Source organism: Acidimicrobiales bacterium, from assembly GCA_035547835.1.
Classification (GTDB): domain Bacteria; phylum Actinomycetota; class Acidimicrobiia; order Acidimicrobiales; family Iamiaceae; genus DASZTW01.
Map to the genome: position 1 here is coordinate 251,765 of DASZTW010000007.1, position 17,729 is coordinate 269,493.

General features: G+C 69.5%; 16 protein-coding genes. 14 read left to right on the forward strand and 2 right to left on the reverse strand.

The features are described 5' to 3' along the window. Position 1: 1 nt before the first annotated feature. Genes VHA73_08195 through VHA73_08215 form a run of 5 tightly spaced genes read left to right on the forward strand, consistent with a single transcriptional unit; the run spans position 2 to position 3,574 of the window. Complete coding sequence (locus tag VHA73_08195) at positions 2–346, forward strand: hypothetical protein (GenBank protein HVX18000.1); 345 nt, start codon at positions 2–4, stop codon at positions 344–346. 58 nt (positions 347–404) lie between these two features. Continuing rightward, positions 405–617, forward strand: a complete 213-nt coding sequence (locus tag VHA73_08200) for a thiamine biosynthesis protein ThiS (protein HVX18001.1) — start codon at positions 405–407, stop codon at positions 615–617. A gap of 35 nt (positions 618–652) precedes the next feature. Then, positions 653–1,561, forward strand: coding sequence for a tRNA(Ile)-lysidine synthetase (locus VHA73_08205; protein HVX18002.1), 909 nt, complete (start codon positions 653–655; stop codon positions 1,559–1,561). Beyond that, positions 1,558–2,388, forward strand: coding sequence for a tRNA (adenine-N1)-methyltransferase (locus tag VHA73_08210; protein HVX18003.1), 831 nt, complete (start codon positions 1,558–1,560; stop codon positions 2,386–2,388). The genes VHA73_08205 and VHA73_08210 overlap by 4 nt, the downstream gene beginning before the upstream one ends. Positions 2,389–2,407: 19 nt before the next feature. Further along, a complete protein-coding gene (locus VHA73_08215; protein HVX18004.1) occupies positions 2,408–3,574 on the forward strand; it encodes a MarP family serine protease in 1,167 nt (388 codons plus the stop codon). A gap of 94 nt (positions 3,575–3,668) precedes the next feature. Here the strand turns inward: VHA73_08215 and VHA73_08220 are convergent, their stop codons facing one another. Next, the gene (locus tag VHA73_08220; protein HVX18005.1) at positions 3,669–3,905 is read right to left on the reverse strand and encodes a ferredoxin; all 237 of its coding nucleotides are present in this window, start codon (positions 3,903–3,905) and stop codon (positions 3,669–3,671) included. A 241-nt stretch (positions 3,906–4,146) separates the two neighbouring features. Here VHA73_08220 and arc point away from each other — a divergent pair, with 241 nt between their 5' ends. From arc to VHA73_08235, 3 genes are all read left to right on the forward strand, one after another. Further along, a complete protein-coding gene (gene arc / locus VHA73_08225; GenBank protein HVX18006.1) occupies positions 4,147–5,928 on the forward strand; it encodes a proteasome ATPase in 1,782 nt (593 codons plus the stop codon). Between the two features lie 134 nt (positions 5,929–6,062). Next, complete coding sequence (gene dop, locus VHA73_08230; protein HVX18007.1) at positions 6,063–7,556, forward strand: depupylase/deamidase Dop; 1,494 nt, start codon at positions 6,063–6,065, stop codon at positions 7,554–7,556. Positions 7,557–7,656: 100 nt separating this feature from the next. After that, positions 7,657–7,851 carry a ubiquitin-like protein Pup gene (locus VHA73_08235; protein ID HVX18008.1) on the forward strand — a complete coding sequence of 65 codons (195 nt, stop codon included), beginning with the start codon at positions 7,657–7,659 and terminating at the stop codon, positions 7,849–7,851. Between the two features lie 135 nt (positions 7,852–7,986). On the opposite strand, the gene VHA73_08240 is transcribed toward VHA73_08235, so the two are convergent. After that, on the reverse strand, positions 7,987–12,303 hold the full coding sequence (locus VHA73_08240) for an FtsK/SpoIIIE domain-containing protein (GenBank protein HVX18009.1): 4,317 nt from the start codon (positions 12,301–12,303) through the stop codon (positions 7,987–7,989). 129 nt (positions 12,304–12,432) lie between these two features. On the opposite strand from VHA73_08240, the gene VHA73_08245 reads away from it, so the two are divergent. From VHA73_08245 to VHA73_08270, 6 genes are all read left to right on the forward strand, one after another. After that, positions 12,433–12,723: a hypothetical protein gene (locus tag VHA73_08245; protein ID HVX18010.1), complete on the forward strand. Its 291-nt coding sequence runs from the start codon at positions 12,433–12,435 to the stop codon at positions 12,721–12,723. Between the two features lie 90 nt (positions 12,724–12,813). Continuing rightward, positions 12,814–13,635: a proteasome subunit beta gene (prcB, locus tag VHA73_08250; protein ID HVX18011.1), complete on the forward strand. Its 822-nt coding sequence runs from the start codon at positions 12,814–12,816 to the stop codon at positions 13,633–13,635. Between the two features lie 2 nt (positions 13,636–13,637). Continuing rightward, positions 13,638–14,396: a proteasome subunit alpha gene (gene prcA, locus VHA73_08255; protein HVX18012.1), complete on the forward strand. Its 759-nt coding sequence runs from the start codon at positions 13,638–13,640 to the stop codon at positions 14,394–14,396. Beyond that, complete coding sequence (locus tag VHA73_08260; GenBank protein ID HVX18013.1) at positions 14,393–15,205, forward strand: hypothetical protein; 813 nt, start codon at positions 14,393–14,395, stop codon at positions 15,203–15,205. Before prcA ends, VHA73_08260 begins: the two co-directional genes overlap by 4 nt. 68 nt (positions 15,206–15,273) lie before the next feature. After that, positions 15,274–16,632 carry a Pup--protein ligase gene (gene pafA / locus VHA73_08265; protein HVX18014.1) on the forward strand — a complete coding sequence of 453 codons (1,359 nt, stop codon included), beginning with the start codon at positions 15,274–15,276 and terminating at the stop codon, positions 16,630–16,632. Between the two features lie 21 nt (positions 16,633–16,653). After that, the gene (locus VHA73_08270) at positions 16,654–17,727 is read left to right on the forward strand and encodes a DUF3866 family protein (GenBank protein ID HVX18015.1); all 1,074 of its coding nucleotides are present in this window, start codon (positions 16,654–16,656) and stop codon (positions 17,725–17,727) included. Positions 17,728–17,729 lie beyond the last annotated feature (2 nt).

Genomic DNA, 17,729 nt, shown 5'->3' on the forward strand with positions numbered 1-17,729 from the left:
GATGGCCAGCTCCACGGGTCTGTCCCGCAAAGCCCGCCTCGTCGCGATCGGCCGGCGCAACGTCATGCGCCGCGCCCGCCAACAAGGCGGCTTTTGGACCTTCGCTGCCATTGGCTGGTACGGCGCCCGCACCTTGTCGCGCTTGGCCAAGCGCAACGAGGAGGTCGTCTACAGCGAGGCGCTGCGCCCCGGTGAAGCGGTGACGATCCGCCACACCACCGAATCGCGTCGTGACTTCGCCCGTCGCCAGGCGGCGGCCAAGGCCGGCGCCAAAGCCGCCAAGGCAAAGGGCCCGGAGTCGTCGAAGCGCCAGGCACGTCGCGCCGCGAAGGCGGCCGCCGGCTGACGACGCCCGAAACCGGCGGGGCGCCGGAGTGGCCACGCGCCTGGGCCATCATGGAGGCGTGAAGGTCGTCCTGCGCAACCCCCGGCGCGAGCTCGAAGTAGAAGGACCGGTGTCGGTCACGTCGCTGCTCGGCCGCCTCGAGCTGCACCGCGATGCGGTGCTCGTCATCCGCGATGGTGTGCTCGTGCCCGGCGACGCACAGCTGCCCGACGAGGGCACGGTCGAGATCCGCCCGGTGATCTCCGGGGGAGCGGGGGGCCAGGTCCGGTGAAGTGCCGTGTGTGTCGTGGGCCTGCCTTGATCGACGTGCGGCGGGCCAACGCGAACTTCTGCGGTGACCACTTCGTCGACTTCGCGCGACGCCAGGTCGGGCGGACCATCGAAGACTTCGAGATGCTCCGACCGGGGGAGCGGGTGCTGGTGGCGGTCTCCGGCGGCAAGGACTCGCTCGCGCTGTGGGACCTGCTCCTCGACCTCGGCTACGACGCGGTCGGCTTGTACCTCGGGCTGGGCATCGGCGACTACAGCGACGAATCCGGCCGCTACGCCCGCGCCTTCGCGGCGAGCCGCGGGGTGGACCTGAGAGAGGTCGACCTCCGGGCCGACCATGGCTACGACGTCCCCACGGCTGCAGCCGCCACGCGCCGCGTGCCCTGTTCGGCTTGTGGCTTGTCGAAGCGTCACTTGTTCGACCGCGCGGCGCTCGACGGCGGGTTCGAGGCGGTGGCAACGGGTCACAACCTCGACGATGAGGCGGCGGTGCTGTTCGGCAACACACTGCGGTGGGACACCGAGTATCTCGGTCGCCAGCTCCCGAAGCTGCCCGCCGGCCCGGGCCATCCCGCCAAAGTCAAGCCGCTCGTTCGCTTGGGCGAGCGCGAGACCGCCGCGTACTGCGTGATCCGCGGGATCGACTACCAGGTCGAGGAATGCCCGATGGCGGCAGGCAATCGCCACCTCCGCTACAAGGAGGCGTTGAACACGGTGGAGGCGGCGTCGCCCGGCACGAAGCACGCGTTCTACTTCAACTTTCTCGCACGTGCGGTCAAACGGTTTCGCGTCGACACGGCAGCGGAGTTGGGCACGGTCGAGCGTTGCGGTCGTTGCGGTGGGCCCACGACGGGCACGATCTGCGCCTTCTGCCGGCTGGTGGAGACCGCGTCCGCGGCCGAGCCGGTTCGCCTCACGACGAAGCAGAAGGGGAGCACGCGATGACCTCGGACCAGACGGCGGGCGACGAGCCGGCGGAACCGAGCAGTCCGGGTCGCGCCGTGCGCCCGCTCGGCGTCGGCGACAAGGTGCTGCTGATCGACGACAAGCGCCGTCGTTACCTGATCACGCTCGCGGAGGGCGGTGAGTTCCACTCCCACGCCGGCTACCTGGCGCATGAGGAGCTGATCGGGCGCGACGAAGGCATCACCGTGCGCTCCACGCGGGGCGCACGCTTCGTCGTCTTCCGTCCCACGCTCGACGACTTCGTGCTCAAGATGCCCCGCGGCGCCCAGGTGATCTATCCGAAGGATCTCGGACCGATCTTGATGCTCGCCGACATCTCGCCGGGTGTCCGGGTGCTCGAGTCCGGGGTGGGATCCGGCGCGCTGTCGATGGCCATGCTGCGCGCCGGCGCCGTCGTCACCGGCTACGAGCTGCGCGACGACTTCGCCAACCGGGCACGCACCAACGTGCAGGGCTTCCTCGGCGACGATGCGATGTCGCGCTACTCGGTCGAGACGCGCGACTGCTACGAGGGCATCGACGAGACCGATCTCGATCGGGTGGTGCTCGACCTGCCCGAGCCGTGGCAGGTCGTGAAGCACGCGGAGCGCGCGCTGCGACCCGGCGGCATCCTCGTCGCCTACACCCCGTCGATCATTCAGGTGTCCCAGCTGCGCGACGGCCTGGCCGGGGCCGGCTTCGCGCTCGCCGGGACCCTCGAAGTCCTCCACCGCACCTGGCACGTCGAAGGTCATGCGGTTCGGCCCGACCACCGGATGGTCGCCCACACCGGGTTCTTGACCCATGCCCGAAGAGTGACGACCTGACTGAGTACTTTCACCGCCGGTGAGCTCGCTCGACGTGATCCTCGTCGCCGCGGCTGCCGCGGCGGCAACGGGCGGCTACCGGCTCGGCCTGTTGATGCGCGCCACGTCGTGGCTCGGTCTCCTCATAGGTGTCTTCATCGTCTCGCGGTTCTTGCCGTTCACGCTGCGCGAGCTGCGCACCGACCTCCAACCCGACGCCCTGCTCCTCGTGGCGGTCGGCATCCTCGCCTTTGGCGGGTTGGTGGGCCAAGCGCTCGGCTTGGTGGTCGGACAGCGCCTGCACCTCGCCATCCGCACGCGCCGGCTCCGACGGATCGACCACGTGCTGGGCGCGGTCGGCGGTGTGCTCGGCGTGCTGCTGGCGATCTGGGTGCTGGCCCCCGCCATGGCCTCGATCCCGGGCTGGAGTGCCCGCGAGACGCGCAACTCGGCGATCGTGCGGGAAGTCCACCGCTTCCTCCCGCAGTCACCCGACACCGCGCGCTCGATGCGGCGCCTCCTCGGCGCCGGCTACCCCGACGTGTTCGACGCGCTGCGTCCCGCCCCGCGCGTGGGCCCTGCGCCATCGGCGAGCGGTCTCACCGAGACGCAGGCCGATCGGATCGCGGCGTCGACGGTCAAGGTGCTGGGGCCGGCGTGTGGCCTGGAGCAGGAGGGGAGTGGGTTCGTGGTCGCCCCGGACATCGTGGCCACCAACGCCCACGTCGTGGCCGGCGAGAACCGCACGTACGTGTTGCGCGACAACGGCGAGGAACTGCGTGCCGTGCCGGTGGCCTTTGACCCGAAACGAGATCTCGCCTTGCTGCGTGTCGAGGGGCTCGACCAGCCTGCGCTGCCCCTGCTCGACTCCCAAGAGGGCATGACGGGCGGGGTGTTCGGCCATCCTCACGGCGGGCCGCTCACGATCTCGCCGTTCCGCGTCGATCAGGTCACCACGGTCTCCGGCTCTGACATCTACAGCCAGGGACGCACGACGAGACGGGTCCTGTACCTCGCCAGCGAGCTCGCGCCGGGCGACTCGGGTGCCGCGCTGGTGACCCCGGCGGGTCAGGTGGTCGGCGTCGCGTTCGCCATCGCACCCGACCGGCCGGGGGTGGCGTACGCGCTGGCCACGTCGGAGTTGCGGGCCATGCTCGGCACCGCGTCGTCGAGTGAAGTCGACACGGGGAGCTGCGTGGCGGGCTGAGGAGCCCCGGCCGCGACCTGGCGCCGCCCGGACGCGAAAGAGAGGCCCTGCGGGCCTCTCCGTCGGGTGCTGGTGCCCGGTGGCGGGCGACCGTTCAGTCGTTCTCGATGAAGATGCACTCCCCGGGGCACTCCTCAGAGGCCTCGACCACCGAATCCTCCAACCCGTTCGGCACGGTGGCTTGGCTGGCGGCGCCGCCCGGGTCCGAGAGGGGCTCGCCGTCCTGCTTCACGTAGGCGAGGCCGTCGTCGAGGAGCGTGAAGACGTCGGGGCAGATCTCCTCACAGAGACCGTCGCCAGTGCAGAGATCCTGGTCGATCCAGACCTTCATCTTCTCGAAGCCTCTCCTGTGTCCCCCGCACCGGACGATCCGGCTTGGCAAGTGTAGTGAGCAAGGTGCGCAGTCCACGCTATTGGGCGGCTCCGGTCCGGAGCCAACCGAGGTGTCCCGAGTCACACGGAGCAGTTCGGAAAGGGTGCGTGGAACGGCGCGACGCCGCGTGTAGGGTCCGCGTCGAGCCGCGGTTCGCGTACCGGGCAGGACGCCGGGCGCGGGTCGCCCGACCGAGGAGGTGGTTGGCATCGACTCCCACGGTGACGACCGACCCGCCGACCCCCACGACCCGTCCACGGAGGAGTGGGACGACGCCCACGATCGCTTGGAGTCCCTCGAGGACGAGGTGCTCGTCCTGCGGCGGCGGCTGCAAGAAGCACCCAAGCGGGTCCGCACGCTCGAGGAACGCCTCCTCGAGACGAAAGGTCAGCTCGCCCAAGCCGTCTCCCACAACGAGAAGCTCACCTACACCCTTCGCGAGGCGCGCGAGCACATCGCCGCGCTGCGGGAGGAAGTCGACAAGCTGACCCAGCCGCCATCGGCGTACGGCACGTTGCTGGCCACGAACGACGACGGCACGGTCGACGTCTTCTCCGGGGGGCGCAAGATGCGGGTGGCGGTCCTGCCCGAGCTCGCGGAGACGCTGGTCCGCGGTTCGGAAGTCGTGCTCAACGATTCGCTCAACGTCGTGTTGGCGCGCTCGCCAGAGGTCACGGGCGAGGTCGTCACCTTGAAGGAGATCCTCCCGGGTGGGCGCGCGCTGATCACCGGGCGCGCCGATGAGGAGCGGGTGTGCGAGCTGCTACCCGAGCTGGCGGCCGGCACGCTGCGGCCGGGTGACACGCTGATGATGGACAGCCGGTCGGGTCTGTTGCTCGAGCGTCTGCCACGACCCGAGGTTGAGGACCTCGTGCTCGAGGAGGTGCCCGACATCTCCTACGCCGACATCGGCGGTCTCGACGAGCAGATCGAGCAGATCGCCGACGCGGTGGAGCTCCCGTTCCTCCACGCCGATCTGTACTCCGAGCACAAGCTGCCGGCCCCCAAGGGCATCTTGTTGTACGGGCCCCCTGGTTGTGGCAAGACGCTCATCGCCAAAGCCGTGGCCAACTCGCTCGCCCAGAAGGTTGCCGAGCAGACCGGCGGGGGCGAGGCCCGCAGCTACTTCATCAACATCAAAGGCCCAGAGCTCCTCAACAAGTACGTCGGCGAGACCGAGCGCCAGATCCGCCTGGTGTTCCAACGGGCCCGCGAGAAGTCCGAAGAGGGCTGGCCGGTCATCGTGTTCTTCGACGAGATGGACTCCATGTTCCGCACCCGCGGCAGCGGGATCAGCTCCGACATGGAGTCCACGATCGTCCCGCAGCTGCTCGCCGAGATCGACGGTGTCGAGTCGCTCCGCAACGTGATCGTGATCGGCGCGTCGAACCGGGAGGACCTGATCGACCCGGCCATCCTGCGCCCCGGTCGGCTCGACGTGAAGATCAAGATCGAGCGGCCCGACGCCCGCGCGGCCGAACAGATCTTCGCCCGCTACCTGACCCCTGACCTACCTCTCGACGCCGAGGAAGTCGGCGCGCTCGGCGGTGGCGATCCCGCCAAGGCGGTGCAGGCGATGATCGAAGAGACCGTTGCCGAGATGTACCGGGAAGACGATCAGAACCGGTTCCTCGAGGTCACGTACCAAGACGGCGACAAGGAGGTCATGTTCTTCAAGGACTTCTCCTCCGGCGCCATGATCGACAACATCGTGCGGCGTTCGAAGAAGCTGGCCATCAAACGCTTGCTCGCCTCGGGCAACCGCGGCATCCGACTCGACGACCTCGTGCAGTCGATCCACCAGGAGTTCAAGGAGCAAGAAGACCTCCCGAACACCACGAACCCCGACGACTGGGCCAAGATCTCCGGCAAGAAGGGCGAGCGCATCGTGTACGTGCGCACCCTCATCGCCGACCGCGACGAGCCCAAGACCAAGGGCGGCCGCGCGATCGAACGGGTGGCCACCGGCCAGTATCTGTAGCGGAGGCCGCTCGTCCCTCTCACCCCGAACCGGGTGGGGATGTGGTCGCCGTGGCGACCCGTCCTTCCCCGGTCGGGTTCGGGCACGAGGTTTGCGGGAGGCTCGCCCGAGGTGGTGCCGATAGGGTCCCGCTCGTGGCAACCCACAAGTACTGCGGGATCGAGACGGAGTACGGCATCGTCCTTCGAGGGGTGGCGGAGTCCAACCCGATCGCCGCGTCGTCGTTGCTGATCAACGCCTACCTGGGCGAGCTCGAAGGGGCCGATCGCGTCGGGTGGGACTTCGAGGACGAGAACCCGGCGAACGACGCGCGGGGCGCCAGCCCCGCCGGTACGTTGGCGCCCGAGGTCGAGACCCACTTGGTGAACGCCGTGCTCACCAACGGCGCGCGGTACTACGTCGACCACGCGCACCCCGAGCTCTCCACCCCCGAGTGCGCTGACGCTCGATCGGTGGTGGTGTGGGACCGCGCTGCGGAAACCATCCTCGTGCGGTCGATGGAGGCGGCGCGGCGGGTCCTCCCACCGGGCCAGGAGATCGTCATCTACAAGAACAACTCCGACGGCAAGGGCAACTCCTACGGCTGCCACGAGAACTACTTGATGGACCGTTCGGTGCCCTTCCACCGCATCGTCACCCATGCCACCGCGCACTTCGTCAGCCGTCAGGTGTACTGCGGGGCCGGAAAGGTCGGAACCGAGCTGGCAGGTGCCTCGAGCCGCGACATCCCGTACCAGCTCACGCAGCGCGCCGACTTCTTCGAGGCCGAGGTCGGCTTGGAGACCACGCTGAAGCGGCCGATCGTCAACACCCGCGACGAGCCGCACGCCGACGCACAGAAGTACCGGCGCCTGCACGTCATCTGCGGCGACGCCAACTTGTCGGAAACCGCCACGTTCTTGAAGGTCGGTACGACGGCCATCGTGTTGGCGATGGTGGAAGACGACGCCACGCCCGATGACATGACGTTCCGCAGCCCCGTGCAGGCCATCCGACGGGTGTCGCACGATCTCGGCTTGCGCCACCCGCTCGAGCTCGTGGACGGGTCGACCATCACTGCGCTCGACTTGCAGTGGGCCTACCTCGACGCGGCCCAGCGATACGCCGCGTCACACGGCCTCGCCGCGGTGGGTGAGGAGACAGGGAAAGAGGTGCTGGTGGCGTGGGAGTCGGTGCTCGCCGCGCTCGAGGCCGATCCCGAGCGAGCGGCAGATCGTGTCGACTGGGTTGCCAAGAAGCGCCTGCTCGAGGCTTACCAGGACCGCCACGGTGTCGGGTGGGACGACCCACGGGTGGCGGGCCTCGCGCTCCAGTACCACGATCTCCGGCCGGAGCGGAGCTTGGCCGCTCGGGTGGGGCTCGCGCGGATCGCACAACCCGATGAGATCGAGCGCGCCACCACCTTCCCGCCCCCGGACACCCGCGCCTGGTTCCGCGGCACGTGCCTGAAGAAGTGGGCGCCAGCCATCATCGCGGCGAACTGGGACTCCATGGTGTTCGACGTCGGTCTTGATCCATTGCGTCGCGTGCCGATGATGGAGCCGGGACGCGGTACCGAAGCCCAAGTCGGTGACCTGGTCGCCGCCTGTGACACTCCTGCGGAGCTGATCGAGCGGCTCGGCGCCTGAGCCGCTCGATCAGGCCTCGGGGTCGGGTGGCGTGGCGCAGCGCCGACCGACCCCTAGGATCACCCCAGGGGCACTCCCCATCTGATCGACAGGAACCACCATGGCAGAACGTGAACAGATCCGCCGACCCGCACCGGCTCGTCAGGAAGAGACGGTCGAGGAGGCACCTGCCCGCTCCGAGCAGGGCGAGAAGCTCAAGGCCGAGATGGACGATCTCCTCGACGAGATCGACGACGTCCTCGAGACCAACGCCGAGGAGTTCGTCAAGAGCTACGTCCAAAAGGGCGGCCAGTAGCTCACTCGGCCACGTGGGTGCTGCGATGACGCGCCCACGGACGCCAACGGGCGGGCGCGCGCCAGCCACGGAGTTGCGGCCGATGGTCGTCGGGCGCTGCTTGCCGCTGCGGCGTCCCCCGGACGGCTCGGGTGCTCAGGCCCCGTGTTCCGCGACCCGCAGCGGTTCGGCCACTTGCACGAGCGTGGCCGTCGCGTCGCTGATCACGTAACCGCGTCCGACTCCCATGGCCACGTGCTGCTTGCGAGGGAGCCGCGCGCCCAAGAGGTCGCCGTCGAGATCGGGATCGGGTTGGAGGAGCACTCCTGCCTTCGAGCGTCGCACGGTCTGGGTCCAGTGACCGAACAGCGATCGCAAGACGTCGTTACGCCCGGCGATCACCACATGGACGTCGGGACGCGCGTTGGCGAGCAGTTGGGCGAGGCGACCGTCGGCGTCGTCGAGCGTGTCCGCGTCGTCGACGAGCACGAGCGTGGGGCCGCTCGTCGCCAGAACCCGATCGACCACTTCGCCGATGGCGTCGGCGGTGGTGACCACCGAGTCGACCAAGGGGCTCTCGCGCAGCGGAGAGCGGCGGGTTGCGACGGCGAGCACAGTGGTCGACGGCGCGGCATCACGGGCGCTCGACGCCAGCGTCAACAGCGCAGTGCTGCGCCCCGACCGCGCCGGGCCTGCGACCAGCCCGTGCTCGTGCTCGTACAGCGTCAGCGTGGCCGGGCCGAGATCGGTGTCGCGCCGACCGACTGCGAGTGACCACTGCTCGGCGCCCACGGTGCTGGTGCCCCGCACCTCGTCGTGGTCCACGTTCGCGGGCAGCGTCTGGATCCGCCGCGGGCCGCCGTGCTCGCTGCCGGCCGCGTGGGCGCTTCGATCGACCTCGGCCGCGAGGTCGTCGCCAGGGAGGGCGACGTGGGCCTCGATCCCATCGGCGGCCACGAGGAACCGGCCGGGCACGAATGTGGGGACCTGCTTGCGGCTGATCGCGAACGCGCTGTAGTCGGTGGGGTCAGCGAGGCGGAAGAGCCACTTGTGTGGGGTGGCGGTCGCCAAGGTGTGCGGCACGCCGCCGATCCTCGTGGAAGTCATCGCGACGACGATCCCGACTTCGGGCCCGTCGGCGAAGAGGCGGGCGAAGCGGTCGAGCTCGGCCGCGCCGTCGGGATCGTCGTACGCCGCACGGAACCCTTCGACGTTGTCGACGAGGACCAAGATGCGCGGCTCGTCCGCGCGGCTCGACGGCGACAGGTCGCGCCGGCGATCGAGCTCGGCGCGAAGAAAGCGGATCAGGCGGATCTGGCGCTCGCGGTCGGTGGCGCTCACCACCGCGCCGCAGTGGGGGAGGCCGGCGAGCGCATCGAGCCCGCCTGCGGCGAAGTCGAGCACGTACAGGTGCCCGCGGTCAGCTGACCGCGTCCGTGCGAACTCGACGCCGAGCGACGCGAGCGTCGTGGTGGTGCCTGAGCCGGTTACCCCGTACAGGAGCAGGTTCCCTTCGTGCATCGGCCACGAGATCGGGTAGCGGCGCTGGGCCTCGGGGTTGTCGGCCAGCGCGACGGACAGGTCGTCGGGGGAGCTCGGCGAATCGGCCGGCCTGAGGTCCGCGAGGTCGTCGAGCGTCAGCCGCTCCGGGAGGGGATCCGGCCAGGGTTTGCGGGGATTCGGCGCGCCCGACGCTCGGTGCGCCGCGCCGATGGCCGCCACCAACGTCTCGAGGTCGTTGGGTCCGGTGGGCTCCTCCCGGGGTCGGGCCGGTGCCTCGCCCCTCGGCGAGCGACCGAACACGAAGGGCGCGACGTCGACGGGTGGGCCGGTCTCGGTTGCGGTGCGACCCGACGCCAGCGCGCTCTGGATCGGGAGGATCTCGCCTTGGCCCACGCGGAAGAAGCCGCGGCCCTTTTGCCGGATGGCGGCTGCGTCCGGGATACCGATGACGTCGGTGGAGTCCTGGCCGTCCTCGACCTGCAGCGAGATGCGCAGCCGGGTGTTGGTGCGGATCTCGGCGTTGACCGCCGTCGAGGGCTTCTGGGTGGCGAGCAGCAGGTGCACGCCGAGCGAGCGCCCCCTCGCCGTGAGGTCGGTCAGCGCGCCGATCTCCTCGGCCAGCTCCGAGGCCATGGCGGCGAACTCGTCGATGATCACGATGAGGCGCGGGATAGGAGGCAGGCCGGCCAGCTCGGGCGCGCCGGCGTCGCGACGGGTGCGGTAGTCGGCGAGGTCCTTCACGCCGGCGTGGTCGAACGCACGCTCACGCTGGAGCAACTCGGCACGCAGGCAGCGCAGCGCCCGGCGCGCGAGGTGGAGGTCGAGGTCGCTGGCCATGCCGACGGTGTGAGGCAGTGAACCGAGCTCGGTGAACGTCGAGCCGCCCTTGAAGTCGAACAAGCCGAACGTGAGGTCTTGGGGCGAGTACGTGGCGGCGAAGGCGGCGACGAGCGTCTTCAGCAGCTCGCTCTTGCCGGAGCCGGTGGTGCCGCCGACGAGGCCGTGTGGACCGTGGCGATCCCAGTCGAGCACGAAGGCCGCACGCTCGCCAGCGCCGATCGGTGCGCGGAGGTGGAAACCCTGGTTGGCCTGCCATCGCCGCTCGACGTCGGCGACCGTGATCGCGTCGAAGTCGAGCAGGTCGACGAGGGGGACCAGGTCCGGAAGGCTCCCGCCGACGACTTTGACCTCTGGGTCCTCGAAGCGGCCGAGCGACGATGCCACCACCCGGGCCTCGTCATCGGACATGCCGGCCGCGAGGAGCTCCACCGCGTGGTCGCCGCTGCGCCGCGGCTCGGTGAGTTCGGCGATGCCCCATTCGTCGACGGTGAGGATGGCCGTGCAGACCGCCGGTAGCCGGTCGGCGGTGGCTGCCAACACGATCCCGGCTGCCGGACCCGCCGCGCCTCGCAGCGCCTGGCGCGTGGGGCTGTTGCGGCCGACGAGCAACTCGTCGCCGTCGACGACGAACAGCGTCGTGGGCCCGGTGGCCTCATCGGTGCCGAAGGAGATTCCGGCCCGGTCGGTCGCGGGGGCATCGGCCAGGAGACCCTCCACGAGTTGCGCAGCGTCGATCGGATTCCCGGCCAGGAGCCGTTGCTCGCCGGCCGAGGGCCGCAAGTCGACGGTGTGGGGCAGCCATTTGGCCCACTGCCAGGCCTTGCCGCCTTCCGATGGTGCGATCACCGCGATGTGCAGGTCCGCAGGGCCATGGTGCACCGCCGCCTGGCACAACAATTGCCGGCCGACAGCCAGAGCGGAGGCCCGGGGTCCGACGATCCCGATCACGCCTCCGTCGTCGAGGTCGACGACCAGTGGCACTTGGCGCAACGAGGTGTGGCGGCCGAGCGCTGCGGCAACCGCGGGTGCGAGGTCGTGTTGCCCGCCGCGGTCGACCAGCGGTGGCGCCCAGGGAAGATCCGCGAGGCCAAGGCTGAGGGTGAGGAAGTCGGCGTGCTCCGAACGGCGCTCCCACAGCCGGATGCTCGGCAGCACCGCGCGCCGCACGACCTCGCCCGGGTGCGGGTGGTCGGTGCGCAGTCGGGCCTGCTCGCGCTGCGCGGCATCGTCCAAGCCGGTGCTGAACTGCTCGAGCTGCTCGTTGAACGTGCGCGTGCCCTTGCGCAGCGTGCGCCTCGACCGGTGACGGGTCTCCCACCAGTTCCCCAGCATCATCACGGGGCTCAGCGCGGTGAACATCAAGTACATGACGCTGTGCATCGCGGCGTACATGACGACGCCCATCGCCACGGGGGCGGCGAGCGCTGCGAGGTTGAACGGCGCCTTGTTCGCCCTCTCGGGCGGCACGGGCACGGTGAGCGGCTCGATCGGGGGTGGAGGAGCGAACCGCGGCGGGCGGTTCAGCGGCAGTGCGGCGGCCTTCGAACGAAAGCGGTCGAGATGGGCCGGCGCGTCGTCGGTGCGAGGCCACTCGGTCGTCAGCGCCACCGCACCCACCTCGATGAGGGCACCGGGGCTGGTGGTCACGGAGATCTCCACCTGGCTGCCGTCGACATGGGTCGGAACCGTGCCCGAGAGGTGGTGGACTTCGATCGCGCCCGAGGGGTCGACGTCGATGCAGCACTGTCGCCGCGACACGGTCGGCGACGTGAGGCGCACGTCGCACTGCTCACCACGGCCGATCACGTGCGAACCGGGGTCGAGCGCGAACCGCTTTCCGGCATCCACACCGGCGATCACCACGAGCTCGAGCAGACCACCGCTCACCGCACGTGGCAGCGCCGGGGGGTGCCCGGGGTCGCTGACGATCGAGCCATCGTGCACGCCGGCCTCCTCGAGCGTCAGGTCGCCGGGAGCCGAGATGCCGTCGACGAGCAACGACGGAGGGGGCGGCGCGCTGGAGCTCGTGGGGTGGAGCGCGGTGGCGAGATCGAAGACGGTGACTTCCGGCCGGCGCAGCCGGACATCGAGATCGACGGCAGAATCGGAGGTCGCGCGGACGATCTTCATGGGCAGCGATGGACGCTAGTCAGATCGCGGGACGCGGTGCGGGGGACACGGTGCGTGGGCAAGCGCCAGGTTTATCCAGCCAGGCGGATGGGAAACCGGGGCCGGCCCGACCCCACGCAAGGAGCTCACATGTCCACGGACCGCGTTCTCATCACGCCCGAGGCCAAGACGGCCATCACCAACATCCAGTCGATCATCAATGGTGGCCTCGAGCAGACCGTCACCTCGCTCAAGACAAATGGCGAGCACCTCGCGACGCCCACCGTGTGGGACGGAGGCTTGGCCGGCAACTTCCGGGAGCAGGTGTGGCCTGACTGCAAGTCGGCGCTCGACAAGACCACCACCGCCTTGAACGAGCTGCACCAACAGCTGCAGAAGATCTACAGCCAGATCATGCAGGCAGGCGGCAACGCAGCCTGAGACCGCAGTCCACCTGTCGTCGGTCGCCCGGTGCCACGTGACCGGGCGACCGGCGCGTTCTCGTCCCGACCTGGCCTAGCCTCACCCCTTGTGACGCTTCCCGTGTTTCCACCGGGCCAGGACCCGGGCCCCGACTTCGCCTCCCTAGCTGCACGCACCGGGCGCAGACCTGCTCTTGCGCACGAGGCGCTGCGAGGTGACCTGGCCGTCACGCACGGCACCACGGTCGTGGCGATGCGCTACGTCGACGGCGTGATCATGGCCGGCGACCGTCGGGCCACTTCGGGCAACCTGATCAGCCATCGGCGGATCGAAAAGGTGTTTCCGGCGGACCGCCACTCGGGTGTGGCCATCGCCGGCGCCGCCGGCCCCGCCATGGAGATGGTCAAGATCTTCCAGCTCCAGTTGGAACACTACGAGAAGGTCGAGGGCTCCCAGCTGAGCCTCGAAGGCAAGGCCAATCAGCTCAGCCAGATGGTCCGCAACAACCTCCCCGCGGCCATGCAAGGCCTGGCCGTCGTGCCGCTGTTTGCGGGATTCGACACCCTCCGCCAGCAAGGTCGGCTGTTCCAGTACGACGTGACCGGCGGTCGCTACGAGGAGCACGACCGAGCCGCCACCGGGTCGGGCAGCCTGCACGCGGCGACCGTGGTGAAGCTCGGCTGGCGCGAGGGGCTCGAACGTGAAGCGGCGATCGATCTCGCCGTCTCGGCGCTGTTCCAGGCCGCCGACGAGGACTCGGCCACCGGTGGTCCCGACCTCGTCCGGCGCATCTTCCCGACGGTCGCCACGATCACTGCCGACGGCTTCCGTCGAGCGCCCGAGGCCGAAGTGGAAGAGCGCTTCCGCGGGTTGATCGATCAGCTCGAGTCGTCACCCGGCGCGGACAGCAGCGAGGGATCACCGTCATGAGCATGCCGTTCTACGTCGCGCCGGAACAGGTGATGAAGGACCGCGCCGACTACGCCCGCAAGGGCATCGCCCGGGGTCGCGCGCTGGTTGCGTTGTCGTGTGCCGGTGGCGTGGTGATCTGCGCCGAGAACACGTCCGACACGTTGCGCAAGGTGGCGGAGATCTACGACCGGATCGGGTTCGCGGGCGTCGGTCGTTACAACGAGTTCGATCAGCTCCGCATCGCCGGGGTGCGCCACGCCGACTTGAAGGGGTTCTCGTTCAGCCGTGAGGACGTCGACGCGCGGAGTCTGGCGAACGCCTACGCGCAGATGCTCGGCCAGATCTTCACGCACGAGATGAAGCCGCTGGAGGTGGAGATCCTCGTCGCCGAGGTCCAGGCCACCCCAGCCGCCGATCAGCTCTTCCACATCTTGTACGACGGGACGGTCATGGACGAGGGGGGATTTTGCGTCCTTGGTGGCGAGGCCGACGCCGTGACGGCGCGGGTCCAACAGGGTTGGGCCGAGGCGCTCGACCTCCAGGCTGCCGTGCGGCTCGCGGCCGAGGCGCTCGCCGGCCCGGCTCGCCAGCTCGACGCCGGCGACTTCGAAGTCGCCGTCTTGGAACGAGGGGCGGAACGGCGAGCGTTTCGCCGCCTCGACGACGCCGAGGTGGCCGACCTGCTCGGTGGCCCGGTCGGCGGCGGTGCAGCAGGTGAGGGCCAGGCCTCGGAGACGACCGAACCCGGCGGGGACGCCGCACCGGAGGCTGATGCATGACCTCAGTGCGTCGTGGCGGTCCGGCGCAGTCGGTGATCGTGTTGGGTGCCGGCCTGTTGGCGACGGCTCTGCTCGCCGCCGGATGCAGCTCGGGCGGCACTGGTCTCGCGGTCGGCTCGACCGCCGCCACGACGACGACAGCCGCCGCGGCTTCCCACGTCGATCTCGCGTCGCTGCCGAGGGTCGGGGCCGCGGACTGGCAAGACGACATGTGCGCGGCGGCTCGCCAGTTCCTCGGCACGCTGAAGCTGATCGTGAACCCCGACCTCGGCAACCCGAAGGACACGGCCGGGGTCCGCACCCGCTTGATCGGCTACCTCGGGCTCGCGCGCCGCGGGCTGCAGCGATTGGTGCGGGGCCTCGCCGCGGCCGGGGTTCCCGACATCGACCAAGGTGACCTCCTCGCCGGCGACCTGATCACGCAGCTCGAGAACCTGACCTCGATCATGCAGCGCGACGAGGCACGGGCCGAGGCAACCGACGGCCACGACGCGCAGGCGGTCGTCGACCTACTCGATCGGACGGCCGACGACTTCGGCCGGATCGGCAACGTGTTCAGCGGCGTCATCGGCAACTTGACCGACAAGTACCCACAGGCCGGTCGCATCCTCGACAAGGAGTGGTCGAAGTCGTCGGAGTGCCAGGCCCTCGACGACGCCAGCGAGGATCTGTCCAGGGCGACTGACAGCGGGAGCAGCAGCGCCAGCGGCGACCGTTCGGACAGTTCGGACCGCACCACCACGACCGCGACCCCCACGCCGACGACGACGAAAGCGGGCACCACCTCCTCGACGGCCGTCACCGGCTGACCGGGGTCGTCACCCGGTAGGGGCGGTATGGCGACCCGTGCGACACCCCGGCCGGTAGCGTTCGGGACATGGAACGCCGGATCTTCGGCCTCGAGAACGAATACGGGGTCACGTGCACCCTGCGGGGCCAACGGCGACTGAGCCCCGATGAGGTGGCCCGGTACCTGTTTCGCCGCGTGGTGTCGTGGGGGCGTTCGAGCAACGTCTTCCTGGCCAACGGCGCCCGCCTCTACCTCGACGTCGGCTCACACCCCGAGTACGCCACACCCGAGTGTGACTCCATCCACGACCTCGTGGTCCACGACAAGGCTGGTGAGCGCATCCTCGAGCAGCTGCTGTCGAGCGCCGAGCAACGTCTGCGAGAGGAAGGCATCCGCGGCACGATCTACCTCTTCAAGAACAACACCGACTCTGCGGGCAACTCCTACGGGTGTCACGAGAACTACCTCACCAGCCGCCGTGACGACTTCTCGCACTACGCCGAAGTCATGATCCCGTTCCTGGTGAGCCGCCAGATCTATGCCGGCGCGGGGAAGGTGCTGCAGACCGCGCGGGGCGCGATGTACTCGATCAGCCAGCGCGCCGAGCACATCTGGGAGGGTGTCTCGTCCGCCACCACCCGCAGCCGGCCGATCATCAACACCCGCGACGAGCCCCACGCCGACGCCGAGCGCTACCGGCGGCTCCATGTCATCGTGGGCGACTCCAACATGAGCGAGTACGCCACGTTCTTGAAGGTCGGGGCAGCCAGCATCTTGTTGCGCATGCTGGAGGAACCGAACGTCGTGCTGCGCGACATGACGCTCGAGAATCCCATCCGGGCCATCCGTGAGATCAGCCACGACATCACCTGCACCCGCCGGGTCCGTCTCGCGAACGGTCGCGAAGCGAGTGCGTGGGAGATCCAATCCGAGTATTTCCAACGGGCCCAGCGCTTCGCAGACCAGCGCGGCTTGGCGCCGCTCGAGATGCAGGCCTTGAAGATGTGGGAGCACTGCCTCACGAGCATCGAGCGCGACCCGCTGTCGCTCGAGCGCGAGTGTGACTGGGTGGCGAAGTACAAGCTCGTCGAGGCCTACCGCGAGCGTCACGGTCTGCACTTGAGCGACCCGAAGGTGGCGTTGCTCGACTTGCAGTACCACGACGTGAACCGTGAGCGCGGCTTGTTCCACCGCATGCAGGAACGCGGCCTGATGGAACGGATGGTGACCGACGAGGAGATCGAGCTGGCCATCGACGAGCCACCGAGCACCACGCGGGCCCGCCTGCGGGGCGAGTTCATCCGCCGTGCCAAGGAGCGCAAGCGCGATTACACGGTCGACTGGGTCCACTTGAAGCTCAACGACCAGGCCCAGCGGACCGTGCTCTGCAAGGACCCGTTCCGCTCCCACGATGAGCGGGTCGAGAAGCTGATCGCGTCGCTGTAGCGCCCGCGGGCCGATCGCACGATGCCGTCCTACCGCACCGGCCGCGTCGTGGCCTTGCTCTCGGAACGACCGGGCCTCGGTCGCTATGAAGTGGAGTTCGACCCGCCGCTGCCCACCGGCCACCCGGCGATGGCCTCAGACCGTGCTTACGCCCTCGTCGACGTGAGCGGTCCTGTCACACCGGGGCACCGGGTGCTGTTGAACACCACTGCGGTCGAGTTGGGCCTCGGCACCGGCGGATGGCACGTGGTGGTGTGCGACCTCGACCAACCAGGCTGGGTGCAGCCCGGGCCCGGCCACATCATCAAGCTTCGCTACACCGGGCTGCAGGTCGACACGGGCGCGGTGGACGAGCACGAGCCCCCCGATGCAAGTGGGACAGGTCGGCGCCCGCACCTCGACGGGCTCCCGGTTGCCGTCGGCACGTTGCACAGCCAGGTGCCCACCATCGCCGCTGCCTTCCACGACGCTCGACCCGACGCTCGCTTGGCGTACGTGATGACCGACGGCGCCGCGCTGCCACTCGCCTTGAGCGACCTGGTGGTCCAGCTGCGCTCGCTCGGCTTGGTTGACCTCACGGTCACGGCGGGTCACGCCTTCGGTGGGGACCTCGAGGCCGTCAACGTGCCGTCGGCCCTCGTGGCGGCTGCCCGCCACGGTGCCGATGCGGTCGTGGTCGCGATGGGTCCGGGGGTGGTGGGCACGGGAACACGGCTCGGCACCACGGCGATCGAGGCCGCACCCGCGCTCGACGCGGTCGCCGCACTGAGGGGCCGCCCCGTGTTCTGCGCCCGGTACTCGTCGAGCGATGCACGCGCTCGCCACGTCGGTCTCAGCCACCATGCGGCGACGGTGCTCGACCTGGTTCGCAGCGCTGTCGAGGTGCCCGTCCCACCGGCGATCGTGGGTGACCTCGCGGGGGTGGGCGACGGCCGGCATGACATCGTGGCGGTCGAACCCCCCGATGTCGCGGCGTTGCTCGACCGCCACGGCTTGCACGTGACGACCATGGGCCGCGGGCCCGAGCAGGAACCCGAGTTCTTCGCAGTGTGCGGTTCGGTGGGTCTCCACCTCGCGTCGGCCGTCCCCACCTAGGC